Here is an 18,790-nt window from a genome sequence, read left to right on the forward strand (position 1 = left end):
TAATTGTTGATGATTTAGCTGATGATGGCTATTTCTCAAGAATTAACGGGAGTTTTTTCTGTTAATTCGCTGAAAAGCTCATTATGAGACATTTTAACAGGAGCTTTTCCCGTTATTTTCTCAAGCAGCTGTTGTAACTGTCGTAATAAGCATAGTTGCAGAATATCAAGCGTTTTTACTATAAAATCTGCCCTTAACTTAGGCATCCGCATGAAAAAGGGTGGATGAAATGAAGCAGTAGTCTGCAGCTACTCATATTTTTTTCAACTATTCCGTATGACTTGGCACATTAAATAACATTCTATTTATAAGCCTATAATCAAGCAGATAAGCGGTTACATTTTTACTTCAATGAATTGTCACTCCGCTTTGCCTTGACTCGCTTAAACAGCCTTATATATAATTACTACATAATTTGAGGGAGGCTCGGTAATGACTAAGCAAAATGAAATCATCGTTGTACTCGATTTTGGAGGACAATATAACCAACTTATTGCACGCCGTATTCGTGATTTGGGCGTATATAGCGAGCTATTGCCGTATAACACGTCGGTAGAACGGATCCGTGAACTACAGCCGAAGGGTATCGTATTCTCGGGAGGACCGGCAAGCGTTTATGAAGAGAATTCACCAATGGTTGACCCTGCGATTTATGATTTGAACATTCCGATTTTCGGTATTTGCTACGGTATGCAGCTGATGTCGCATCAGCTTAATGGTAAGGTTGAGCGCGCTGGCAAACGCGAATACGGAAAAGCAGAAGTGGAATTTGTGGAAGGTTCGCAAATCGGCTTTGGCTTAGATAAAGTTCAAACGGTTTGGATGAGCCACGGCGACCACGTAGTTGAGCTGCCTGAAGGCTTCAAAGTAGATGCAAGTACGGATCATGCTCCTGTTGCAGCGATGAGCAATCCAGACCGCGGATTCTTTGCCGTTCAATTCCACCCAGAGGTTCGTCACTCTGAATTCGGTAATGAAATGATTCGCAACTTTCTTTACAATGTTTGTGATTGTGATGGCACATGGACGATGGAATCGTTCATTGAAGATGCTATTCGTGATATTCGTAATGAAGTTGGCGACAAAAAAGTACTATGCGCGCTTTCCGGCGGCGTAGATTCTTCTGTTGTAGCTATACTTCTTCACAAAGCGATCGGCGATCAGCTTACTTGTATGTTTATCGACCACGGCATGCTCCGTAAAGGTGAAGCTGAAGGCGTTATGGAAACATTCGTAGGCAAATTCGATATGAAAGTGCTCAAAATCGACGCGCAAGAGCGTTTCCTTGGCAAGCTGAAGGGCGTAGAAGATCCAGAGCAAAAACGTAAAATTATCGGCAATGAATTTATTTATGTGTTCCAAGAAGAGTCGGACAAGCTGGATGACTTTGAATTTTTGGCACAAGGTACACTTTACACAGACATCGTGGAGAGCGGTACAGCTACAGCTCAAACGATTAAATCTCACCACAATGTCGGCGGTTTGCCTGAGGACATTAAGTTTAAACTTATCGAGCCTCTTAAAGCGCTATTCAAGGATGAGGTTCGTAAAGTCGGCGAAGAATGTGGTCTTCCAGAAGCTATCGTATGGCGTCAGCCATTCCCAGGTCCGGGTCTTGCGATTCGTGTCCTAGGCGAAGTAACAGAGGACAAGCTTCATATCGTTCGTGAGTCGGATGCGATTCTTCGTGATGAAATTGCAAAAGCCGGTCTTGACCGTGAAATTTGGCAGTACTTCACTGCGCTTCCAAACATGAAGAGCGTAGGCGTTATGGGCGATGCTCGTACGTATTCGTACACAGTTGGTATCCGCGCTGTAACTTCAATCGACGGAATGACAGCAGACTGGGCACGTATCCCTTGGGATGTGCTTGAGAAAATCTCCGTACGTATCGTTAATGAAGTAGACAACGTTAACCGTATCGTCTACGACGTAACTTCGAAACCACCTGCAACTATTGAGTGGGAATAGATTGGAATTAATTGATTACAAAAAAAACTCTCTTTTATTTGTGTTATTCAGCAAATAGAAGGGAGTTTTTTTCGTTTGATCAAAATCAAAGAACTAATTTGAAATGTACTTAGTTGGTGCTTTTTTCATGCTAATGAGTGCGTCTAGGAAGCCCACGCATAGATGTTGTTGTAGAAACGAGTAGTTAGACATTGTGATCTTGGGGAAGGCTACATGATAAAAAGATTACAAGGTGGTATACGATGATAAAGAGGATTAGCTTGTTTATATTTGTTTTCACTTTCATGATTGGCTCAACTACATATGCCTATAACGAAAAGCCATCAAGTGACGAGCGTGTGCCTTTTGAAAAGATGTATTTTGAATATGGTGGCTATAAAACAGTTGAAGATGCATTAAGTGAATGTAATCTTCACTTCAGAAAAAAGATTAAATTGCCTTTTAAGTTGCCGCCGATTCCGTTTACTCACCATTTGGCAAGATGTAATCAACTTGGTGGTGTAAACGACTATTTTGAAATCGAGTACCTTAATGAGCTTCAAGGTTCAAATAATCATTACATGGTATGGGTGAATCCTTCGGGACACCGAAAAGGATTTCCACGCAAAAGCAATGTTATCCGCATATATGAGTTAGAGAATGGAGAGAAAGCTGTTTACGGTACGACACCAACATTAGGTGATAGACCTCCTGCGTTTGATGTATTGCGTTTTGAAAAAAATGGTTGGCAATATATATTGTCGATTGATAAGCGTGTAGAGGATAAGGTAACAGCTGATGTTTTAGTGGACATTGCTAATTCAATAAAATGAAGTTCAAGCACCATCATTCGGTTGGTTGGTGCTTTTCTTCTTCACGTAGCGCTTCATATTAGGTGTAAATGGTGTTTGTGTTAATCGAATTTTTTTTGGAGGAAGAAAGCAGCCAAATTAATTGAACGGCAAGAATAGCGATGACGAGATAGTCGTATAGATGTGTGTCTGGATCATTGCCTGTGAAGTTTAGAAAGTTGTGCAAGCCGTGGAAGAGGATTGAGAGCAGAATGGCGCGGTTCCGAACGACCAGCATCGCCAATACAAAGCCCACTATAAACGCATATCCAATTTGCAAAAGAGTATCCTCTATCGATTGGCCGCCAAGCGCCTGCAAAGCGTGTGTGACACCAAACAACGCACTGGAGACGATGACAGCTGTCATTTTTCCTTTTGGCATTAGAATCCGCAGCATCATTCCCCGGAACAATGTTTCCTCTACAAATCCGACTAAGAACAGCTGCGACAGCAGCATATAAGCGAAAAACGAGAAGGAAGCGGGTTGAAAGCCTTTGTTGGCGATCAATAAGACGATTAAGACGAGCAGCAGAGGAAGATATTCAAGCCATTGCTGCTTTGTAAGCTTGGAAACACCGCTGAAATAAAAGGTGCTCCACCGTTTTTTTAACGTCATATAGATCACTAGAAATAATGCTATCGGAATAAAGCCTAGAAATGGAGCGAGTGGATGCGTAAGTTCAGCAATCGATACATAGGCGCTGCCGCCGGCTACAAAAATCATCAGCATAAGCTCGATTAGAATAAGCGCAACAATAGGCCTTTTTACTGTAAAGCTGACCGTTGTAATCATTTAGAATTCCTCTTTTTCGATTATTTTTTTTAAAAATTCATTTTCCATCTTAAAAAAATGCAAGCCGTAATGCATGACAGATACTCGGTAATAATAAGCGTTTTTATCTTCGAGCTGCTCCAGCTCCTTGGACACGATGGACTGAACAGCCTCCATTTGAGCAATGTTGCGCGCGATGTTTTGTTGATACGCCATTAAGTTTTGTTTTTTCGTAGGCTCATCAAGGTAATCGTAAAAGAAGATTTTAATGAGATACTCGCGTTTGTTCGATTGAAGGGGTTCTCTTAGCCACTGCATAAAATGCTTCTGCCCTTCGCTTGTGATGCTGTACATCTTTTTGTTTTTGCTGTCATTTGTTTCTTCTTCCATCACGTATGCACTTTCCACTAGACGCTTAAGTCCGGGGTATAGGCTTCCATAGCTCATTTTGTAAAAGATTCCGATCGATTGCTCTGTTATTTTTTTAATATCATATCCGCTCATTTTCCCTTGCATCAGCATTCCTAAAGTAACTAGCTCAATCATTGTCGTTCTCCTTAATGTATCAATTTGATATATCTATTTGATATATGTAATGTATCTCGAATGGAATACTTTGTCAATAAAAATAATCGTGTAAATGAACGCTATTTTAAATAACGAAAAAAGCCCAAAACTCTCGTATCAGCCTGCTGGCTGATTCGCGAAGGTTTTGGGCTTTGTATGAGCTGTGTCTTAGAGTGAGAAATAATCGGCTGCAAATGTCAGGATTAGGAATACCGCCATGATCCAGCCTGCACCATAGGTTCGTTTCGATGGTACAGGGGCAGAGGAGTCAGCATGGTTTTGTTTTGCCGTTCGTTTCTTAATGGACCAAATATATAGGCAGGCACCCGATAGTACTAGGGACAGCTCTAATATGGCGCTAATTGCCGGCAGTTTCCACAGTCCGAAGCCAAGTAGAGGAAAATCGCCGAAATTTCCCGGCAAGAGCGGCATGTCGCTGCGATGTACGAGCAGGTCAATCAACCAATGGCTGAAGACCAGTGAGCCAATGATGGCTGCACTTCGCTTATTCCATATCCGATATGAAATTAAAGCAGCAACAATCGCTATTAGCAAAGCTCCAGCCAGAGAATGTGTATAGTCAGCATGGATAACAGCTTCACCATAACCTCCGTCGCCTATTTTATCAATAGATTCTGCCCCAGTGAGCAGAAGCGGGATAAACGCGATATCGAGAAGCTGCGTGCTTGCCATCAAAACCCACAAAGGTACCTTGGGCTCCATCGCTTTTACAATGGCCGCAAGTCCAAAATGTCCAGCCAGCATTTACTTCGCCACCTTTCGTTCAATTCGTGCATCAAGCCAGCCGCATACGACGATAAATAGAAAGAGAAACAATAAAAAAGTCATGTATCAATCCTTCTTTCGTTTATCTGCTTGTCGAATCCAATAAGGAGTGCTTCAAAGGCATGATCAAAGGTAGTGGAGAGTCGGCTGAAAATGGCGTCCACACTCTCTTCCGAATGCGTATAGGTGCCAACAATCCCGCGCAGCATATAGAAATAAATGCGTGAACAGCTTAGGAGCTGCTCGCCTTCAGGCAAATTAAGATTTGTTTTCAAAAGCTGGACGATAACGTTGAACATCTGATTGCGCACACGATTGATTTCTAGCTCAGGCTCCAGTTCATCGACACGGGAGGATTTAACTTCAAAAAATATAGCGTACATGCTTCTGTTGTTTAAGCAGAACCGAATAAACAAATCATTCATTCGCTTAAGCTTCTCGTCAGCGGATAGGAAGGCGTCTTTTGCAAGTGTGTCCAATTCACCCTTCAACAGCTGTAAGGGCTGCATAGATAAGGCATGAAGCAATGCTTCTTTATCTTGAAAATAAATATAGATCGTAGTATGAGAGCAGCCGGCTTCCTTTGCAATTTCTCTTATTGAAACGGAATCGTATCCGCGTTCTCCGAACAGCTTCTCAGCTGCGGCGATGATGGCGCGTTTTGTTTCCTCTGCGCGTAATTCTTTTTTAGTAGCGATGATCATTCACTCCTTTTCATTTTAGTAACCACTGGTTACTAACCGATGGTTACATAATACCAAATGCTTACAGATGTCGTCAAGACGCTGATTTCTGCTATAATCTTTGATGAGAACAATAGTAAATCCAACCTCGTTTTACGGAGTAGATTTGCATTCGCGAACCTAAGCCCATGCTTACGAAGTAGTTTTGCATTCGCAAAACTTTAAGGAGAATAAATCAAATGAACCTATATCCTTCAATCAGCGAAGATCGGATTGAGCTGCCGCTGGCTTTTCCCATTACGATTTCGCAATCTGTAGGGGTTTCCCCGACCTTTCAAAGACTGCATTGGCATAAAGCGCTCGAAATTAACTACATACAGAAGGGGAGCGGCTACTATCTGATCAACGGGAGCCGTTATGACTTCCAGCAAGGAGACATCGTACTTATTCATTCCAATGATTTGCACCGTGCGTTTGAGTCAGAGGAGCTGGTCATGAGCATTATTATGTTTGATTCGTCTTACCTTGCTTTAGAGCAGCGCTACGATGCGGAGCTGCTTATTCCATTTCGGGATATTGGGTTAAGATTTGATAATGTGCTTGATCGAGAGCATCCGAAGCTGGGAGAGCTTGGCGGCATTATTAAAGACATGTCTGCTGAGTTTGAGCTGAAGGAGCCGCATTTTGAAGTGGTGGTGCGGGCGAAGCTTATTCAATTGCTTGCATTCGTCAATCGCTATTTTGCAAAAAATAATGAAACGGGAGCGCAGCATGTGCGTGGTATGGAAACGATTCGAGGCGTGCTGAATGACATCGAGGCTGATATATCATACCCATGGACGCTTGGCGAGCTCGCAGAGGCCGCGCACTTAAGTCCCTCTCGGTTCAGCACGTTGTTTGTGCAGGTTGTTGGGACCTCGCCCATGGATTATTTGATACAGATGCGGCTGTCACAGGCGGCTTATCTTCTTGAATCCACAGACAAAAAGATTATTGAAGTGGCAGCTGAATGCGGATTTCGCAATTTATCTAATTTCAATCGGCTGTTCAAGCAGCACGTAGGGAAGCTCCCATCCGAGCTGCGATCCTAAAAGACAGTAAGATAGTATTATAACATCGTTCTTTTTCATTAGAAGAACGATGTTTTTTATTTTAAAATAGAAGAAAGTACAAATAAGGAGTGTGAGCGATATTATTTTCCTTGGTATAGATGCAGGAGGCAGCAAGACACATGCTCTGCTCGTAGATGAGACAGGACGTGTACTTGGCAGAGGCCTTGGCGGAAATGGAAATCATCAAACCGCTTTTGAAGCAGCAAAAAACAGCATAGATCATGCTTGTCAGCAAGCGCTTCAGGATGCTGGCGTGACGAAGGATCAGGTGACATTTGCCTACTTCGGACTTGCAGGAGCAGATCGTGAGCCTGACTATGCAATTTTAAGACCGATGATTGCTTCACTTGACTATAAAAATCATGCGATTGCATGCGACACCATGATTGGTATGCGTGCGGGGACGAACCGATCTTACGGAGCGGTCATTCTTAGCGGAACTGGCCTTAACGCTGCTGCTCGCAACCCTCAAGGGGAAGAACTGCAGTATGGCGGCTTTGGTTATTTATTCGGGGACGGACATGGTTCGGGCACGGATCTGGCCATTCACGCTTTTCGCAGTGCGATTCGTGCTTGGGAAGGCAGAGAGCAAGCGACACTTCTTAGTGAAATGGTTCCCCAGCGGCTTGGCTATCATACGATTCAAGAGATGTACGATGATGCGCTGGACAACGGCAAACGTCCGTCACATGAGCTTGCTAAAGTGATGTTTGAGGCCGCTGCTCTCGGGGATGCTGTAGCCATCCGTCTTTTGGAGGAAGCTGGACGTGAGCATGCAAACTCTGTAAATGCGTTGATTAAGCGGCTAGGCATGGAAAAAGAAAAATTCGATGTTGTCCTTGCTGGCAGCGTAATGTCGCGAGGCGGCTCTACACATATGGTCGATGCAATCAGTGAAGCTGTTGTAGCGGTTTCGCCGCAAGCGCAGACAGTCAGATTGACGGTCGATCCGGTTATTGGAGCAGTAATGAGTGCGATGGATAGCAGCGGCATTGTGATTGATGAAGCGGTAGATGCAGCACTTAGAAAAATTACATTTTAAAAATAGTTTAAACATTTAAGGGAGGCTCATTCACATGTCCAAAAAACCACTAAAGGTCGCCGTCATTGGCGGCGGTTCCTCGTATACGCCAGAAATCGTAGAAGGCTTTATTAAAAAATATGATGAAATGCCGATTCGTGAGCTTTGGCTTGTTGATATCGAAGAAGGTCGTCATAAGCTGGCAATCGTTGGCGAGCTTGCGAAGCGGATGGTAGAGAAAGCTGGCCTGCCAATCGAAGTGAAACTAACACTTGACCGTCGTGAAGCGATCGCTGGTGCAGATTTCGTTACGACACAAATGCGGGTAGGTTTGCTGGAAGCAAGACGCCGTGATGAGCATATTCCTATTTCACATGGTGTAATTGGACAAGAGACGACTGGACCAGGCGGCATGTTTAAAGCGCTTCGTACTGTACCTGTCATTCTGGATATTTGTAAGGATATTGAAGAGCTTGCGCCGAATGCTTGGATGCTTAATTTCACGAATCCAGCGGGTATTGTAACCGAAGCGGTTCAAAAATACAGCAAAGTAAAAACAGTGGGTCTATGCAATTCACCAATTAACTTTCAAAAGTTTCTGGCTAAAGAGTATGGCGTTAGCGAGAGTGAAGTATTGCCTGAATTCGTAGGGATCAATCATCTGCACTGGGTTACAGCCGCTTATGTAAACGGTGAGGACAAATTGGACGAAATGATCGGAGCCGGTCGCGACTATTCCGCTACAAACGTAACTGCGTTTGACTGGGATGCAGATTTCCTTCGCTCATTAGGCGCGATACCAACGTATTACCTCCGTTATTTCTATATGACGGATTCGATGCTCGCGGATATGAAAGACTCGCTAGAGAAAAACGGCACGCGCGCAGAAGTTGTAAGCCGGGTCGAAACAGAATTGTTTGAGCTTTACAAGGATGTTAATTTGACGGAGAAGCCAAAGCAGCTTGAGCAGCGCGGCGGTGCTTATTACTCTGAGGCAGCTGTTAACTTGATGCATGCTCTATATACCGACAAACGTGATATTCAGACGTTGAACGTTAGAAACGGCAACATTATTGATTTTCTGCCTGAAGATGCAAGCATCGAGGTTAACTGTGTCGTTACGGCTCAAGGCCCGATTCCACTGCCTTTGCAGCGTGTTCCAGAGCAAATTAAAGGTCTAATGCATGCTGTAAAAACATATGAATCGCTAACTATTGAAGCTGCAATCAGCGGAGATAAAGGGATCGCGCTGCAAGCGCTCGTTCATCACCCGCTTGTTCCAAGCGTAGCGGTGGCTAAGGCGTTGCTTGAAGAAATGCTTGAGGCGAACAAAAAGTATTTGCCGAATTTTTTCAAAGAATAAACTAGGCTGCAAAGCAGTTGGCAGGAAGGGCAGGAGCATAGCTCCCGCCCTTTTTCGGCTTGCTTTTAACTATAGACTTTGCATCGGGAATTAGCTGTAAATACAAAATATTTACATTGACATCTAGTGCTATCGATTATATGATAACAAAGGTATTTGAACATGATAATCATTATCACTAAAATGGGATTAGTTATCAACCCAGCGAATGAAGCAGGGTTTAAACAAATAGGGGGTAAAAAAAATGAACAAACGATTAATGAGTTTGATTATGGTCATCGTCGTAATGGTGGTGGCTGCAGGCTGCGGTGCGAATAATGCGGCGAACAACAAGGCAGAAAACAAGGCAAGCACTAACGCTCCTGCTACGAACGACGCTGGCGCGAAAGCGGATGGTCCGATTGTTGTGAAGGATGCGAAAGGTGAGGTTACCCTTGAGAAGCCGGCTCAAAAGGTTGTTGTGCTGGAGTGGACGTTTACAGAGGACATGGTTGCCCTTGGAATGCAGCCGGTAGGCAGCGCGGACAACGAGGGTTATAAGCAATGGGTAACAGGAGAGGCGCCGCTTGACGCAGGCGTGACGGACGTTGGTTTCCGCCACGAGCCGAACCTAGAGACGATCGCAGCCTTGAAGCCTGACCTCATTATTGGCATTACGGACAGCCACGAAGCGATCTACGATCAGCTGAAAGGCATTGCGCCAACGCTTCTATTCAGCCTTTATCCAGTTGAAGGCCAAGGCGACCAATACACGCAAATGATCGATATATTCAAATCTATTGCGGCAGCAGTCGGCAAAACACCAGAAGGCGACAAAGTACTTGCCGATCTAGATCAGCATTATGCGGATGCAAAAACGAAGCTTGCTGCAGCAGGCAAAGAAGGCTTGAACTATGTGCTGACGCAAGCATTCAGCTATCAGAATGCTGCAACGATGCGTCTATTCATGGATAATTCGCTAGCGGTTCAAACGCTGGATCGTATTGGTCTCAAAAACGATTGGAAACCGGAGCAGTTCGAAATGTATGGCTTTACTACTTCGACGGTAGAAGCACTGCCGGCTATTCAAGATACGAACCTGATCTATATCGTTCAAAAGGATGACGACATTTTTTCAGGCACACTGAAAGACAATTCGGTATGGAACGGTCTTAATTTCGTGAAAGAAAAACGTACGTTTGCTCTCGACAGCACGACATGGGTGTTCGGCGGTCCGATCTCCTCCAAAGTCATCGTAGACCAAGTCGTAAATACATTAACGAAATGAGCGAGCTCATGAAGAAGCAAAATAAAGAAGCCTCATTGGGTATGATTTGGCGAATGATTGGTATATTTGGGGGCGGCCTTGCCGCCCTTTTCTTTCTGTTCATACTGAGTCTTTGCTTCGGGGAAGCCAAAATTCCAGCAGCATTCGTATTTGACGGCTTGCTTCATCGGCAGGATGTGATGGAGCATAATTTGCTTTGGGATATTAGAATGCCGCGGACCGTTATCGGCATTATAGCGGGAGCTGCGTTAGCGGCGGCAGGAGCGTTATTGCAAACGATAACGAAAAACCCGCTTGCGGCCTCCGATACACTGGGCATTAATGCTGGAGCCTATTTTATGGTTGTGCTCGGCATGGTCGCTTTTCCTGCGCTGCAGCATGAGGCACCTTTCCTGCTGGCGGCAGTGGGAGGTTTCCTTGCGGCATTGGCTGCTTATTTTCTTGGCGGCGGGCGAGCGGCAACGCCGGTTCGGCTAGCGCTTTCGGGGATGATCGTCTCGATGGTGCTCGGTGCGTTTACGTCGGCAATTCATATTTTTAAAGCGACGGAAACGCAATCGTTGTTTCTTTGGGGTGGAGGCACATTAATTCAGCTTGATTGGAGCGGCGTGAAGTATGCTTGGCCGCTTGTGGCGGCATTGCTCGTCATTGCGATACTTGCCGGACGCAAGTTCGATGCGCTCGAGCTGGATGAATCGACTGCTCGTTCATTAGGGCAGCGCGTAGGCTTAACCCGGGCGGGAGGGCTGGCGCTCTCTGTGCTTATGGCAGCTATCGTGGTCAGCGTCGTAGGGCCGATCGGGTTCGTTGGTCTTGTAGCTCCGCATTTGGTTAGGCTCTCCGGCATACGAAATCATCGTTTGCTCATTCCTGCGAGCGCGCTTTGGGGAGCGCTGCTCATAACGGCAGCGGATGTGCTTGCCCGCATGGTACGAAGCAGTCTCGGTGAAATGCCGGTAGGCGCCGTCATGGCGATTATCGGGGCGCCTTGGCTCATTTGGCTGGTGCTTACCAAGATGAAAAACATTTCCGGTTCGGGCTCAGGACAGTCGTCGATGAGCATTGGAGGTGCTCCATTCCGCTTGCGTTTTGCACCGACTGCCTTAGCCATGACCGTATTGCTGGCTGCGGTCGTTCTCGTTAGCTTGTCGCTCGGCGGTACAAAAATTCCGATCATGGAATTGCTTAGAAGCCTATTCGGAGCAGGTGACGATTCCTACTCTGTGCTGCTGAATCTAAGGCTTCCGCGCACCCTCGTTGCAGCAGGGGGAGGCATCGCGCTCGCAATCAGTGGTGTGCTCATTCAAAGCGCTGTTCGCAATCCGCTCGCAGATGCTTCTATTATCGGCGTCACCTCGGGTGCGGGATTTGGCGCTTTGGTCGTGCTCGTTGCATGGCCAACGCTGCCTATATTCGCGCTGCCAATTGCCGCTATTACTGGCGGGGCAATAGCTGCCGCTGTTGTATTTTTCTTAGCTTGGCGCAAATCGCTTAACCCATCGGTTCTGATCCTGCTTGGCATCGCGGTGTCCGCCATCGGAGCTGCTGGTATTCAGGCGATGATCGTGAAGGCAAGCCTATGGAGCAGCACGGCATTTGTTTGGCTAACGGGAACGACGTATGGCCGAAGCTGGAGCCATTTTAACAGTATTTTTATTTTTCTGCTTATTCTTGTACCGGCGGCCTATTATTTGAGCAGGAAATTTGATCTGCTCGCCTTCGGAGATGAAAGCTCGACAGGTCTCGGCTTACCGGTCAAAGGTACACGGCTTTGGGCTATGATCATTGGCGTGCTGCTTGCTGCGGGAGCGGTGGCGAGCGTAGGAACGATTGGTTTCCTTGGATTGATGGCGCCGCATGCGGTAAGGATGATGGTCGGACATCACACAAGGCGCTCGATCATTCTGTCAGGTCTGCTCGGCGCCTTGCTGCTCGTAATTGCGGATACGATCGGAAGAACGGTGATGGCTCCGAAGGAGATTCCTTCCGGGCTCATCATTATGCTGATTGGAGCTCCATACTTCCTGTTTCTTATGTACCGTTCACTCGTCAAAAAAAGGTAGAATGTTAGAAATGTTTGCTAAAAACGAATGTTGTACGTATGTATTGCCAATAACGTTCGTAAAAGTTGTTGACAAAATGGGCAACTTCTCTTTAAAATTGAAAACGGAAAACAACAACAGCATATCTTTTCGTATAATCTCAAGAATCGGCTTGAGAGTCTCTACTCGGTCACCGTAAATGATCAGGCTACGAAATTGGCGGAAAAAGCTCGCAGCGGTCCAGCGGGTATCTTTTTCCCCTTTTTGCAGAGCCTGGGAGAAATGCGATCTATTGCATTTTTACTAGGCTTCTTTGTTTGTTCCACCACATTTTTGGGAGGTTTGTAATCAAAATGGAACGTTTCTTTCGCTTAAAGGAACACGGAACAAATGTCAGAACAGAGATTATGGCGGGGCTGACGACTTTCATGACGATGGCTTACATATTAGCCGTCAATCCAATCATACTAACGCCAGCTGGCTTGGATTGGACTGCCGTGTTTCTTGCAACGGCATTAGCAGCAGGTATCTTCACCATCGCAATGGGCTTGTTCGTTAACTTCCCAGTTGCGCTAGCACCAGGTATGGGTCTTAACGCGTATTTTGCATCGGTCGTTATCGCATCGGCGTCAACGGACGCACCGATCTCACCAGCAATGGGACTAACCGCGGTATTTATTTCAGGTATTATCTTTATCATATTGACGCTTACCCAAATTCGCCAAATGCTTATCACAGCTGTTCCAGACAGCTTGAAGCATGCGATCACAGTCGGTATTGGCTTGTTCATCACCATTATCGGCTTGAAAAACAGCGGTATTATGACAATCGCAGTATCAAGCTTCACAGACATTGAAGCAGGTAAATTCACACCAGTGAGCGGCTCCGAAACCGTTATTCAACTGGGAAGCTTCCATAATGAAACGGTTGTACTTACCGTGATCGCATTGCTTCTTATTGGCGTGCTGATGGTACTGCGTGTACCGGGAGCGCTTTTGTTCGGTATTCTTGGTACGACTGTTATTGCTATTCTAATGGGCCATGTTGATGTGAAAGCAGCATTCACTGGTCAAACATGGGTGCCTGATTTCTCCAAAATGAACTTCTGGCATTTTGACTTTGCAGGCGTATTTGAAGTCGGACTGGTAACGGTTATCCTTACATTTACTTTCGTCGAAATGTTCGATACGTTCGGTACGCTTGTTGGTACAGCAAACCGTGCAGGCTACATGAAGGACGCTGAAAAGGGCAAAAAACGTGTAGGTAAAGCGATGTTCGTTGATGCGATCGGCGTCAGCGGCGGCGCGGTGCTTGGTACAAGTACAGTTACCGCATTCGTAGAAAGCTCTGCAGGTATTGCGCAAGGCGGACGTACGGGCCTAACGGCAGTAACGACAGGCGTTTGCTTCCTGCTTGCTATCTTCTTGTCTCCAATCGTTGCGCTTGTTCCAGGTGCGGCTACAGCTGCTGCACTCATTATCGTAGGCGTGCTGATGATGCAATCGGTAAAAGATATCGATTTTTCAGATATGGTTTATGCGATTCCATCCTTCTTGACACTTGCACTTATGCCGCTTACTTACAACATTGCAAACGGTATTTCGTTCGGTATCGTATCGTACGTATTGCTTGCAACGGTTGCTAATGTAACAGGCAAAGGCAAATACAAGGTTCACTGGCTCATGTGGATTCTAGCGGTGCTCATCATTGGCCGTTACGTATTTATGGGCGGGGAATAAACAAAAAATATGGAAGAAGCAGCGCTGGACCGGCGCTGCTTCTTTTTTTTTGTAGTTTAGCCTTATGGTGGAGAGACGCAGAGGATAGGGCTGCTTATTTTCGCGCTGAAATTTGATATAATTTTGGAAATAGAGCTGGCTTTGGCAGGCGAGCAGACGGGGGAGAGCATATGTTTCGCGTGGATTTAAACTGCGATATGGGAGAAGGTTTTGGGGTTTACACAGCTGGCCTCGATAACGAGCTGATGAAATATATTACTTCAGCGAATATTGCTTGCGGTTTTCACGCTGGAGATGCAGCGACAATACGGCGCACGGTTAAGCTGGCGTTAGAGAATGATGTAGCCATTGGAGCGCATCCGGGGCTGCCGGATTTGGCAGGCTTCGGTCGAAGGATGATGGCCATAACGCCGAAGGAGGCATATGAGCTGACGGTTTATCAGCTGGGTGCGGTGTATGCTTTTGCTAAATCAGAAGGTGGAAGCGTCGCACATGTGAAACCGCATGGCGCTTTGTATAATATGGCTGCGAAGAGCAGACCGTTAGCTGACGCGATAGCAGAGGCAATATATAAGGTTAATCCGAGTCTGATGCTGTTCGGATTAGCGGGCAGTGAGCTTATTCACGCAGGCGAAGCAATAGGATTGCGTACAATCCATGAAGTATTCGCAGACCGAACTTACGAGTCGGACGGCTCACTAACGCCGAGAGGGACGGAAGGTGCTGTTATTGTTGATCCTGTTCGCGCTGCAGAGCAAACGATAAGGATGATCAGAGATGGCGAGGTTAATACAAGGCAGCATCATAGCGTTATTTTGAAGGCGGATACGGTATGCGTGCATGGGGATACGCCAGGCGCAGTAGAGCATGTCATAAGACTGCGGGCGGCATTAGGGGCAGCGAGCATATCTGTTCAGAAGGCGGGTGTATGAGCATGGAGAAGGCTGCAACGGAACCTCAGGCTCCTATTGAAATGCTGCCGCTTGGTGACTCTGCCGTTATTATTCGTTTAGGCAGCTCCATTGACGAAGAAACGAACCGAATTGTCATGAGTTTAAGTCGTCGTTTAGAGGATAAACCATTTACCGGATTAATCGAATGCGTGCCGTCCTTCGTCTCGGTGGCGATCCATTATGACCCGCTGCTGGTGAAGAGAAGCCGTACTGCAGCCGAGCTTCAGCATGCTACAATCTTTGAAACGGTATGCGCTAGAGTGCAGACGTATCTATCTCTAGAGCAGCTGCAATCTTCCGATCAGGCGGATAGAACGATTGAAATTCCGGTTTGCTATGGCGGAGAGTACGGTCCTGATCTTAGCCTAGTTGCTGAGCTTAACGGACTTCCGGAGGAGGAAGTGATCGCTATACATGCTGGGGGCAGCTACTTGGTCCATATGCTCGGCTTTGCGCCAGGCTTTCCTTATTTGGGAGGAATGTCTGAGCGGATTGCCGCACCAAGACATCAGACGCCCCGGACGATCATTCCTCAGGGCAGCGTCGGCATAGCTGGCAAGCAAACGGGCATATATTCGGTTGCAACGCCGGGCGGCTGGCAGCTGATCGGCAGAACGCCGATTGCTCTATTTCGTCCTCAGGACGAAATTCCAAGCTTGCTTAGACCGGGGGACTTGATTAGGTTTAAGCCGATAACGGAGCGGCAGTACAAGCTTTATTTAGAAGGTGAATTATGACTATAAAAGTTGTTCGTCCCGGCTTGCTCGTTACTGTACAAGATCTCGGAAGGCATGGGTATCAAAAATACGGCGTAGTCGCCGGCGGGGCTATGGACACGGGAGCTTCGCGTGCGGCTAATCTGTTAGTCGGCAACGAGGATAGTGAGGCAGTGCTGGAAATTACGCTTACCGGAACGGAGCTCTTTATGGAGAAGGATACGCTGCTCGCTATTTGCGGCGCGCGTATGTCTGTTACCGCTGGAGGTGAGACGCTGCCCTTATGGAGACCAGTACTCGTTCGCGCGGGAATGAGCGTGAAATTCGGAGCTTGCCAATCGGGCTGCCGCTCCTATCTCGCAGTTGCGGGCGGATTTGATGTACCGGAGGTAATGGGAAGCAAAAGTACGTATCTGCGCGGCGCAATCGGAGGTTATTTCGGAAGGGCATTAAAGTCAGGAGATGTACTGGCAGCTAAGGCGCCGAGCTTGCTGTCAGAGCGAATGGATCATGCTTTGCGCCGGGGATGGAATGGCAGCTTCGTTGTGCCTCATTGGCATGCGAGTCATTTTGCGATAGCGGACAATCTAGCGGACCCGATCATTCGCGCGATGACGGGCACGCATTACGAGCTGTTTACAGAGACAAGCCGGGCGAGCTTATTTAGCCAGAGCTTCCAGATTTCCGCACAGTCCGATCGAATGGGATACCGGCTCGAAGGAACAGAGAAGCTGACGCTCGCGAAGCCGCTTGAGCTGCTTTCGGAGGCTGTCGCAAACGGAACGGTCCAAGTGCCGGCTGGCGGAGAGCCGATCGTGCTGCTGGCGGACAGACAGACAACGGGAGGTTATCTACGTATTGCGCAAGTCGCAACGGTCGATATTCCTGTTTTTGCACAGCTAAAGCCCGGCGACCGTTTTCGGTTCGAGAGAATCACGCAGCAAGAAGCGGAACAGCTTTATTTGGACAGCGAGCGTGACATGAGAATGCTGAAAGCAGCTATTGCATTAAAATTTAATGCCGCGAATGAAAGGGATACAAGATGAACACTGCTCTTAGCGGCTGAGCCTCTTTCCTTGATTTATGGTAGACTACTAATCAAGAAGCAGGAATTACTGGAAGGCACGGCATAGAGGAGTGATAGCAATTGTTCGCACAGCAGCGGCATCAATTAATTATCCAAAAAATAAATAGCGACAAATCGATTCGAGCGTCGGAGCTTATGGAATCGTTTGGCGTTTCTTTTGAAACGATAAGGCGCGATCTAGAGCATTTGGAGAACCTAGGCTTATTGCAGAGGGTTCATGGCGGTGCGATTTTAAAAGAGCCGGATTACAGCCGGGAAATCCCGCTGCCGATTCGTGAATCGATTTACTTGACGGAGAAAACGGAATTGTCACAGCTCGCCATTCGATATGTAACGGAAGGAATGTCCATCGCACTTGATGTAAGCACAACCAATACTCAGATTGCGAAGATGCTCAAGACAAAGTTCGAGCGATTGACGATTATTACGAATTCCTTGCCAATCGTAAATGAATTAATCGATGTCCCCGGTTTTACGCTGATCATGATCGGAGGTATTATCCGTCAAGCAGAACAGAGCATTATCGGAGACTTGGCTGAAGAATTCGCTTCCCGCTTTCATGCAGACTTGTTTTTTATGAGCATGAGCGGAGTTACATTGGACGAAGGCATTACCGACAACGCGATTGGTGAAGTACAGGTGAAGAAGATTATGCAAGCAAACGCAAAAAGCACGATCGCGCTTGCAGACAGCAGCAAATTTGATCAAGTCTCCCTGCTCAAGGTGTGCGGTTGCGCGGATGTAGAACGTTTCGTTACAGATTCGAAGATCAGCCTTGATCTAGTCGATAAATATAAACGGAGCGGCATTGAGATTGTTTATGAGTAGAGATGAATAATAAAGGGGACTTTGACTGTCCTAAAGACTCTTGGTTATATACCAAGGGTCTTTTTTTGCTTTCTAATGAAAAGTAAATATTAAGATATTGTAAATGTGTGTGTTTGTGTGATATTGTGTTGGAATATGTGGAACTGATAGTTGAATCTAAATGAGGATCGATGGAGGTGTTTCATAATTGATTGTTATTTCTCTTATTCTTGTCTTGTGTTCCGGTTTGGCGCATGCGGTGTGGAATATGCTAGCAAAGCAAAGTACGGATAAAGCGTTGTTCTTATGGGTGATTTATATGCCTGCAACTATTGTTTTGCTGCCGACACTCATTAATGAACTTTCGAGTGCGTCACTATCTCAGACACAGTGGCTGTTAATCGGGGCATCGCTAATTATGCAAAGCGTTTATTCGCTGTTGCTCGCTTACACCTATAATGCTGGAGATTTATCGCAAGTGTATCCGATCATGCGGGGGACACCAACCTTGCTTATCCCAGCCATCGGCGTATTGCTATTAAAAGAGACATTGCCTTTGTGGGGGTGGATCGGACTCAGCTTTATGCTGATCGGGTTCATCGTCATGATCGGAAGATCTTCGGGCAAAGGGCATCAGCAGTCTTTCTATAAGCCTGTACTGCTGGCGATGAGCGTTGGGCTATGCATTACCACTTACACGCTTATCGATAAAGTGAATTTACAGCATCTTTCTCCACTTGCGCTGCTTGAGGTGACGAATATCGGTTTTGTACTCGGACTGACACCTGCTGTTCTTCGTTCTAAACGGCTTAAGCATGTTATTCGCACTCATATTAATATTATTTGGATTGGCGCTATCTTGTCTCCGGGCTCGTACTTGCTGTTTTTGTTTGCAGCCAGAAATGCCAATATTTCTACAGTTGCGCCTATGCGCGAGGTAGGAATCGTGTTTGGCACGCTCCTTGGTCTATTTGTATTAAAAGAGTCGCAAGGGACTCGCAGAATTACGGCTTCGATCGCTGTAGTTATGGGCATTATTATGATTGCGTCATCAGGGCATTAAACAATAGCACC

General features: G+C 46.4%; 17 protein-coding genes and 1 riboswitch. Of the genes, 13 read left to right on the forward strand and 4 right to left on the reverse strand.

Annotation, left to right across the window (positions count from 1 at the left end):
* Positions 1–432: 432 nt before the first annotated feature.
* Together guaA and AC1DOV_RS03365 are read left to right on the forward strand one after the other, a co-directional pair.
* Positions 433–1,971 (forward strand): glutamine-hydrolyzing GMP synthase, encoded by a 1,539-nt coding sequence (gene guaA, locus AC1DOV_RS03360; protein WP_441885164.1) that lies wholly within the window; start codon positions 433–435, stop codon positions 1,969–1,971.
* A gap of 242 nt (positions 1,972–2,213) precedes the next feature.
* Positions 2,214–2,783, forward strand: a complete 570-nt coding sequence (locus AC1DOV_RS03365; RefSeq protein WP_441885166.1) for a hypothetical protein — start codon at positions 2,214–2,216, stop codon at positions 2,781–2,783.
* 58 nt (positions 2,784–2,841) lie between these two features.
* Here the strand turns inward: AC1DOV_RS03365 and AC1DOV_RS03370 are convergent, their stop codons facing one another.
* The 4 genes from AC1DOV_RS03370 to AC1DOV_RS03385 all read right to left on the reverse strand — a co-directional run bounded on the left by AC1DOV_RS03370 (position 2,842) and on the right by AC1DOV_RS03385 (position 5,630).
* Entirely contained in the window at positions 2,842–3,594 is a 753-nt protein-coding gene (locus AC1DOV_RS03370) for a lysostaphin resistance A-like protein (RefSeq protein ID WP_477549168.1), read from the reverse strand.
* Positions 3,595–4,119, reverse strand: a complete 525-nt coding sequence (locus AC1DOV_RS03375; protein ID WP_441885170.1) for a PadR family transcriptional regulator — start codon at positions 4,117–4,119, stop codon at positions 3,595–3,597. It lies immediately after the preceding gene.
* A 189-nt stretch (positions 4,120–4,308) separates the two neighbouring features.
* Complete coding sequence (locus tag AC1DOV_RS03380) at positions 4,309–4,905, reverse strand: permease (RefSeq protein ID WP_441885172.1); 597 nt, start codon at positions 4,903–4,905, stop codon at positions 4,309–4,311.
* A gap of 80 nt (positions 4,906–4,985) precedes the next feature.
* A complete protein-coding gene (locus AC1DOV_RS03385) occupies positions 4,986–5,630 on the reverse strand; it encodes a TetR/AcrR family transcriptional regulator (protein WP_441885174.1) in 645 nt (214 codons plus the stop codon).
* 218 nt (positions 5,631–5,848) lie between these two features.
* Between AC1DOV_RS03385 and AC1DOV_RS03390 the strand changes: the two genes are divergently transcribed.
* From AC1DOV_RS03390 to AC1DOV_RS03440, 11 genes are all read left to right on the forward strand, one after another.
* Positions 5,849–6,700, forward strand: coding sequence for an AraC family transcriptional regulator (locus AC1DOV_RS03390; protein WP_076271121.1), 852 nt, complete (start codon positions 5,849–5,851; stop codon positions 6,698–6,700).
* A 91-nt stretch (positions 6,701–6,791) separates the two neighbouring features.
* Complete coding sequence (locus AC1DOV_RS03395; protein WP_441885176.1) at positions 6,792–7,763, forward strand: N-acetylglucosamine kinase; 972 nt, start codon at positions 6,792–6,794, stop codon at positions 7,761–7,763.
* Between the two features lie 34 nt (positions 7,764–7,797).
* Positions 7,798–9,105, forward strand: a complete 1,308-nt coding sequence (locus AC1DOV_RS03400) for a 6-phospho-beta-glucosidase (protein WP_441885178.1) — start codon at positions 7,798–7,800, stop codon at positions 9,103–9,105.
* Positions 9,106–9,349: 244 nt separating this feature from the next.
* The gene (locus AC1DOV_RS03405; protein WP_441885179.1) at positions 9,350–10,372 is read left to right on the forward strand and encodes an ABC transporter substrate-binding protein; all 1,023 of its coding nucleotides are present in this window, start codon (positions 9,350–9,352) and stop codon (positions 10,370–10,372) included.
* 8 nt (positions 10,373–10,380) lie between these two features.
* Complete coding sequence (locus tag AC1DOV_RS03410) at positions 10,381–12,435, forward strand: iron ABC transporter permease (RefSeq protein WP_477549169.1); 2,055 nt, start codon at positions 10,381–10,383, stop codon at positions 12,433–12,435.
* A gap of 109 nt (positions 12,436–12,544) precedes the next feature.
* Positions 12,545–12,645, forward strand: a riboswitch (purine riboswitch).
* Positions 12,646–12,767: 122 nt separating this feature from the next.
* Positions 12,768–14,153 carry an NCS2 family permease gene (locus AC1DOV_RS03415; protein WP_441885182.1) on the forward strand — a complete coding sequence of 462 codons (1,386 nt, stop codon included), beginning with the start codon at positions 12,768–12,770 and terminating at the stop codon, positions 14,151–14,153.
* 170 nt (positions 14,154–14,323) lie between these two features.
* Positions 14,324–15,085: a 5-oxoprolinase subunit PxpA gene (locus tag AC1DOV_RS03420; protein ID WP_477549170.1), complete on the forward strand. Its 762-nt coding sequence runs from the start codon at positions 14,324–14,326 to the stop codon at positions 15,083–15,085.
* On the forward strand, positions 15,082–15,843 hold the full coding sequence (gene pxpB / locus AC1DOV_RS03425) for a 5-oxoprolinase subunit PxpB (RefSeq protein ID WP_477549171.1): 762 nt from the start codon (positions 15,082–15,084) through the stop codon (positions 15,841–15,843). The genes AC1DOV_RS03420 and pxpB overlap by 4 nt, the downstream gene beginning before the upstream one ends.
* Positions 15,840–16,868: a 5-oxoprolinase subunit C family protein gene (locus AC1DOV_RS03430; RefSeq protein ID WP_477549172.1), complete on the forward strand. Its 1,029-nt coding sequence runs from the start codon at positions 15,840–15,842 to the stop codon at positions 16,866–16,868. Before pxpB ends, AC1DOV_RS03430 begins: the two co-directional genes overlap by 4 nt.
* Before the next feature lie 101 nt (positions 16,869–16,969).
* Positions 16,970–17,737, forward strand: coding sequence for a DeoR/GlpR family DNA-binding transcription regulator (locus AC1DOV_RS03435; RefSeq protein WP_076271115.1), 768 nt, complete (start codon positions 16,970–16,972; stop codon positions 17,735–17,737).
* A 187-nt stretch (positions 17,738–17,924) separates the two neighbouring features.
* Positions 17,925–18,779 carry a DMT family transporter gene (locus AC1DOV_RS03440; protein WP_076271114.1) on the forward strand — a complete coding sequence of 285 codons (855 nt, stop codon included), beginning with the start codon at positions 17,925–17,927 and terminating at the stop codon, positions 18,777–18,779.
* Positions 18,780–18,790 lie beyond the last annotated feature (11 nt).

The organism is Paenibacillus sp. 01T47 (assembly GCF_056398245.1).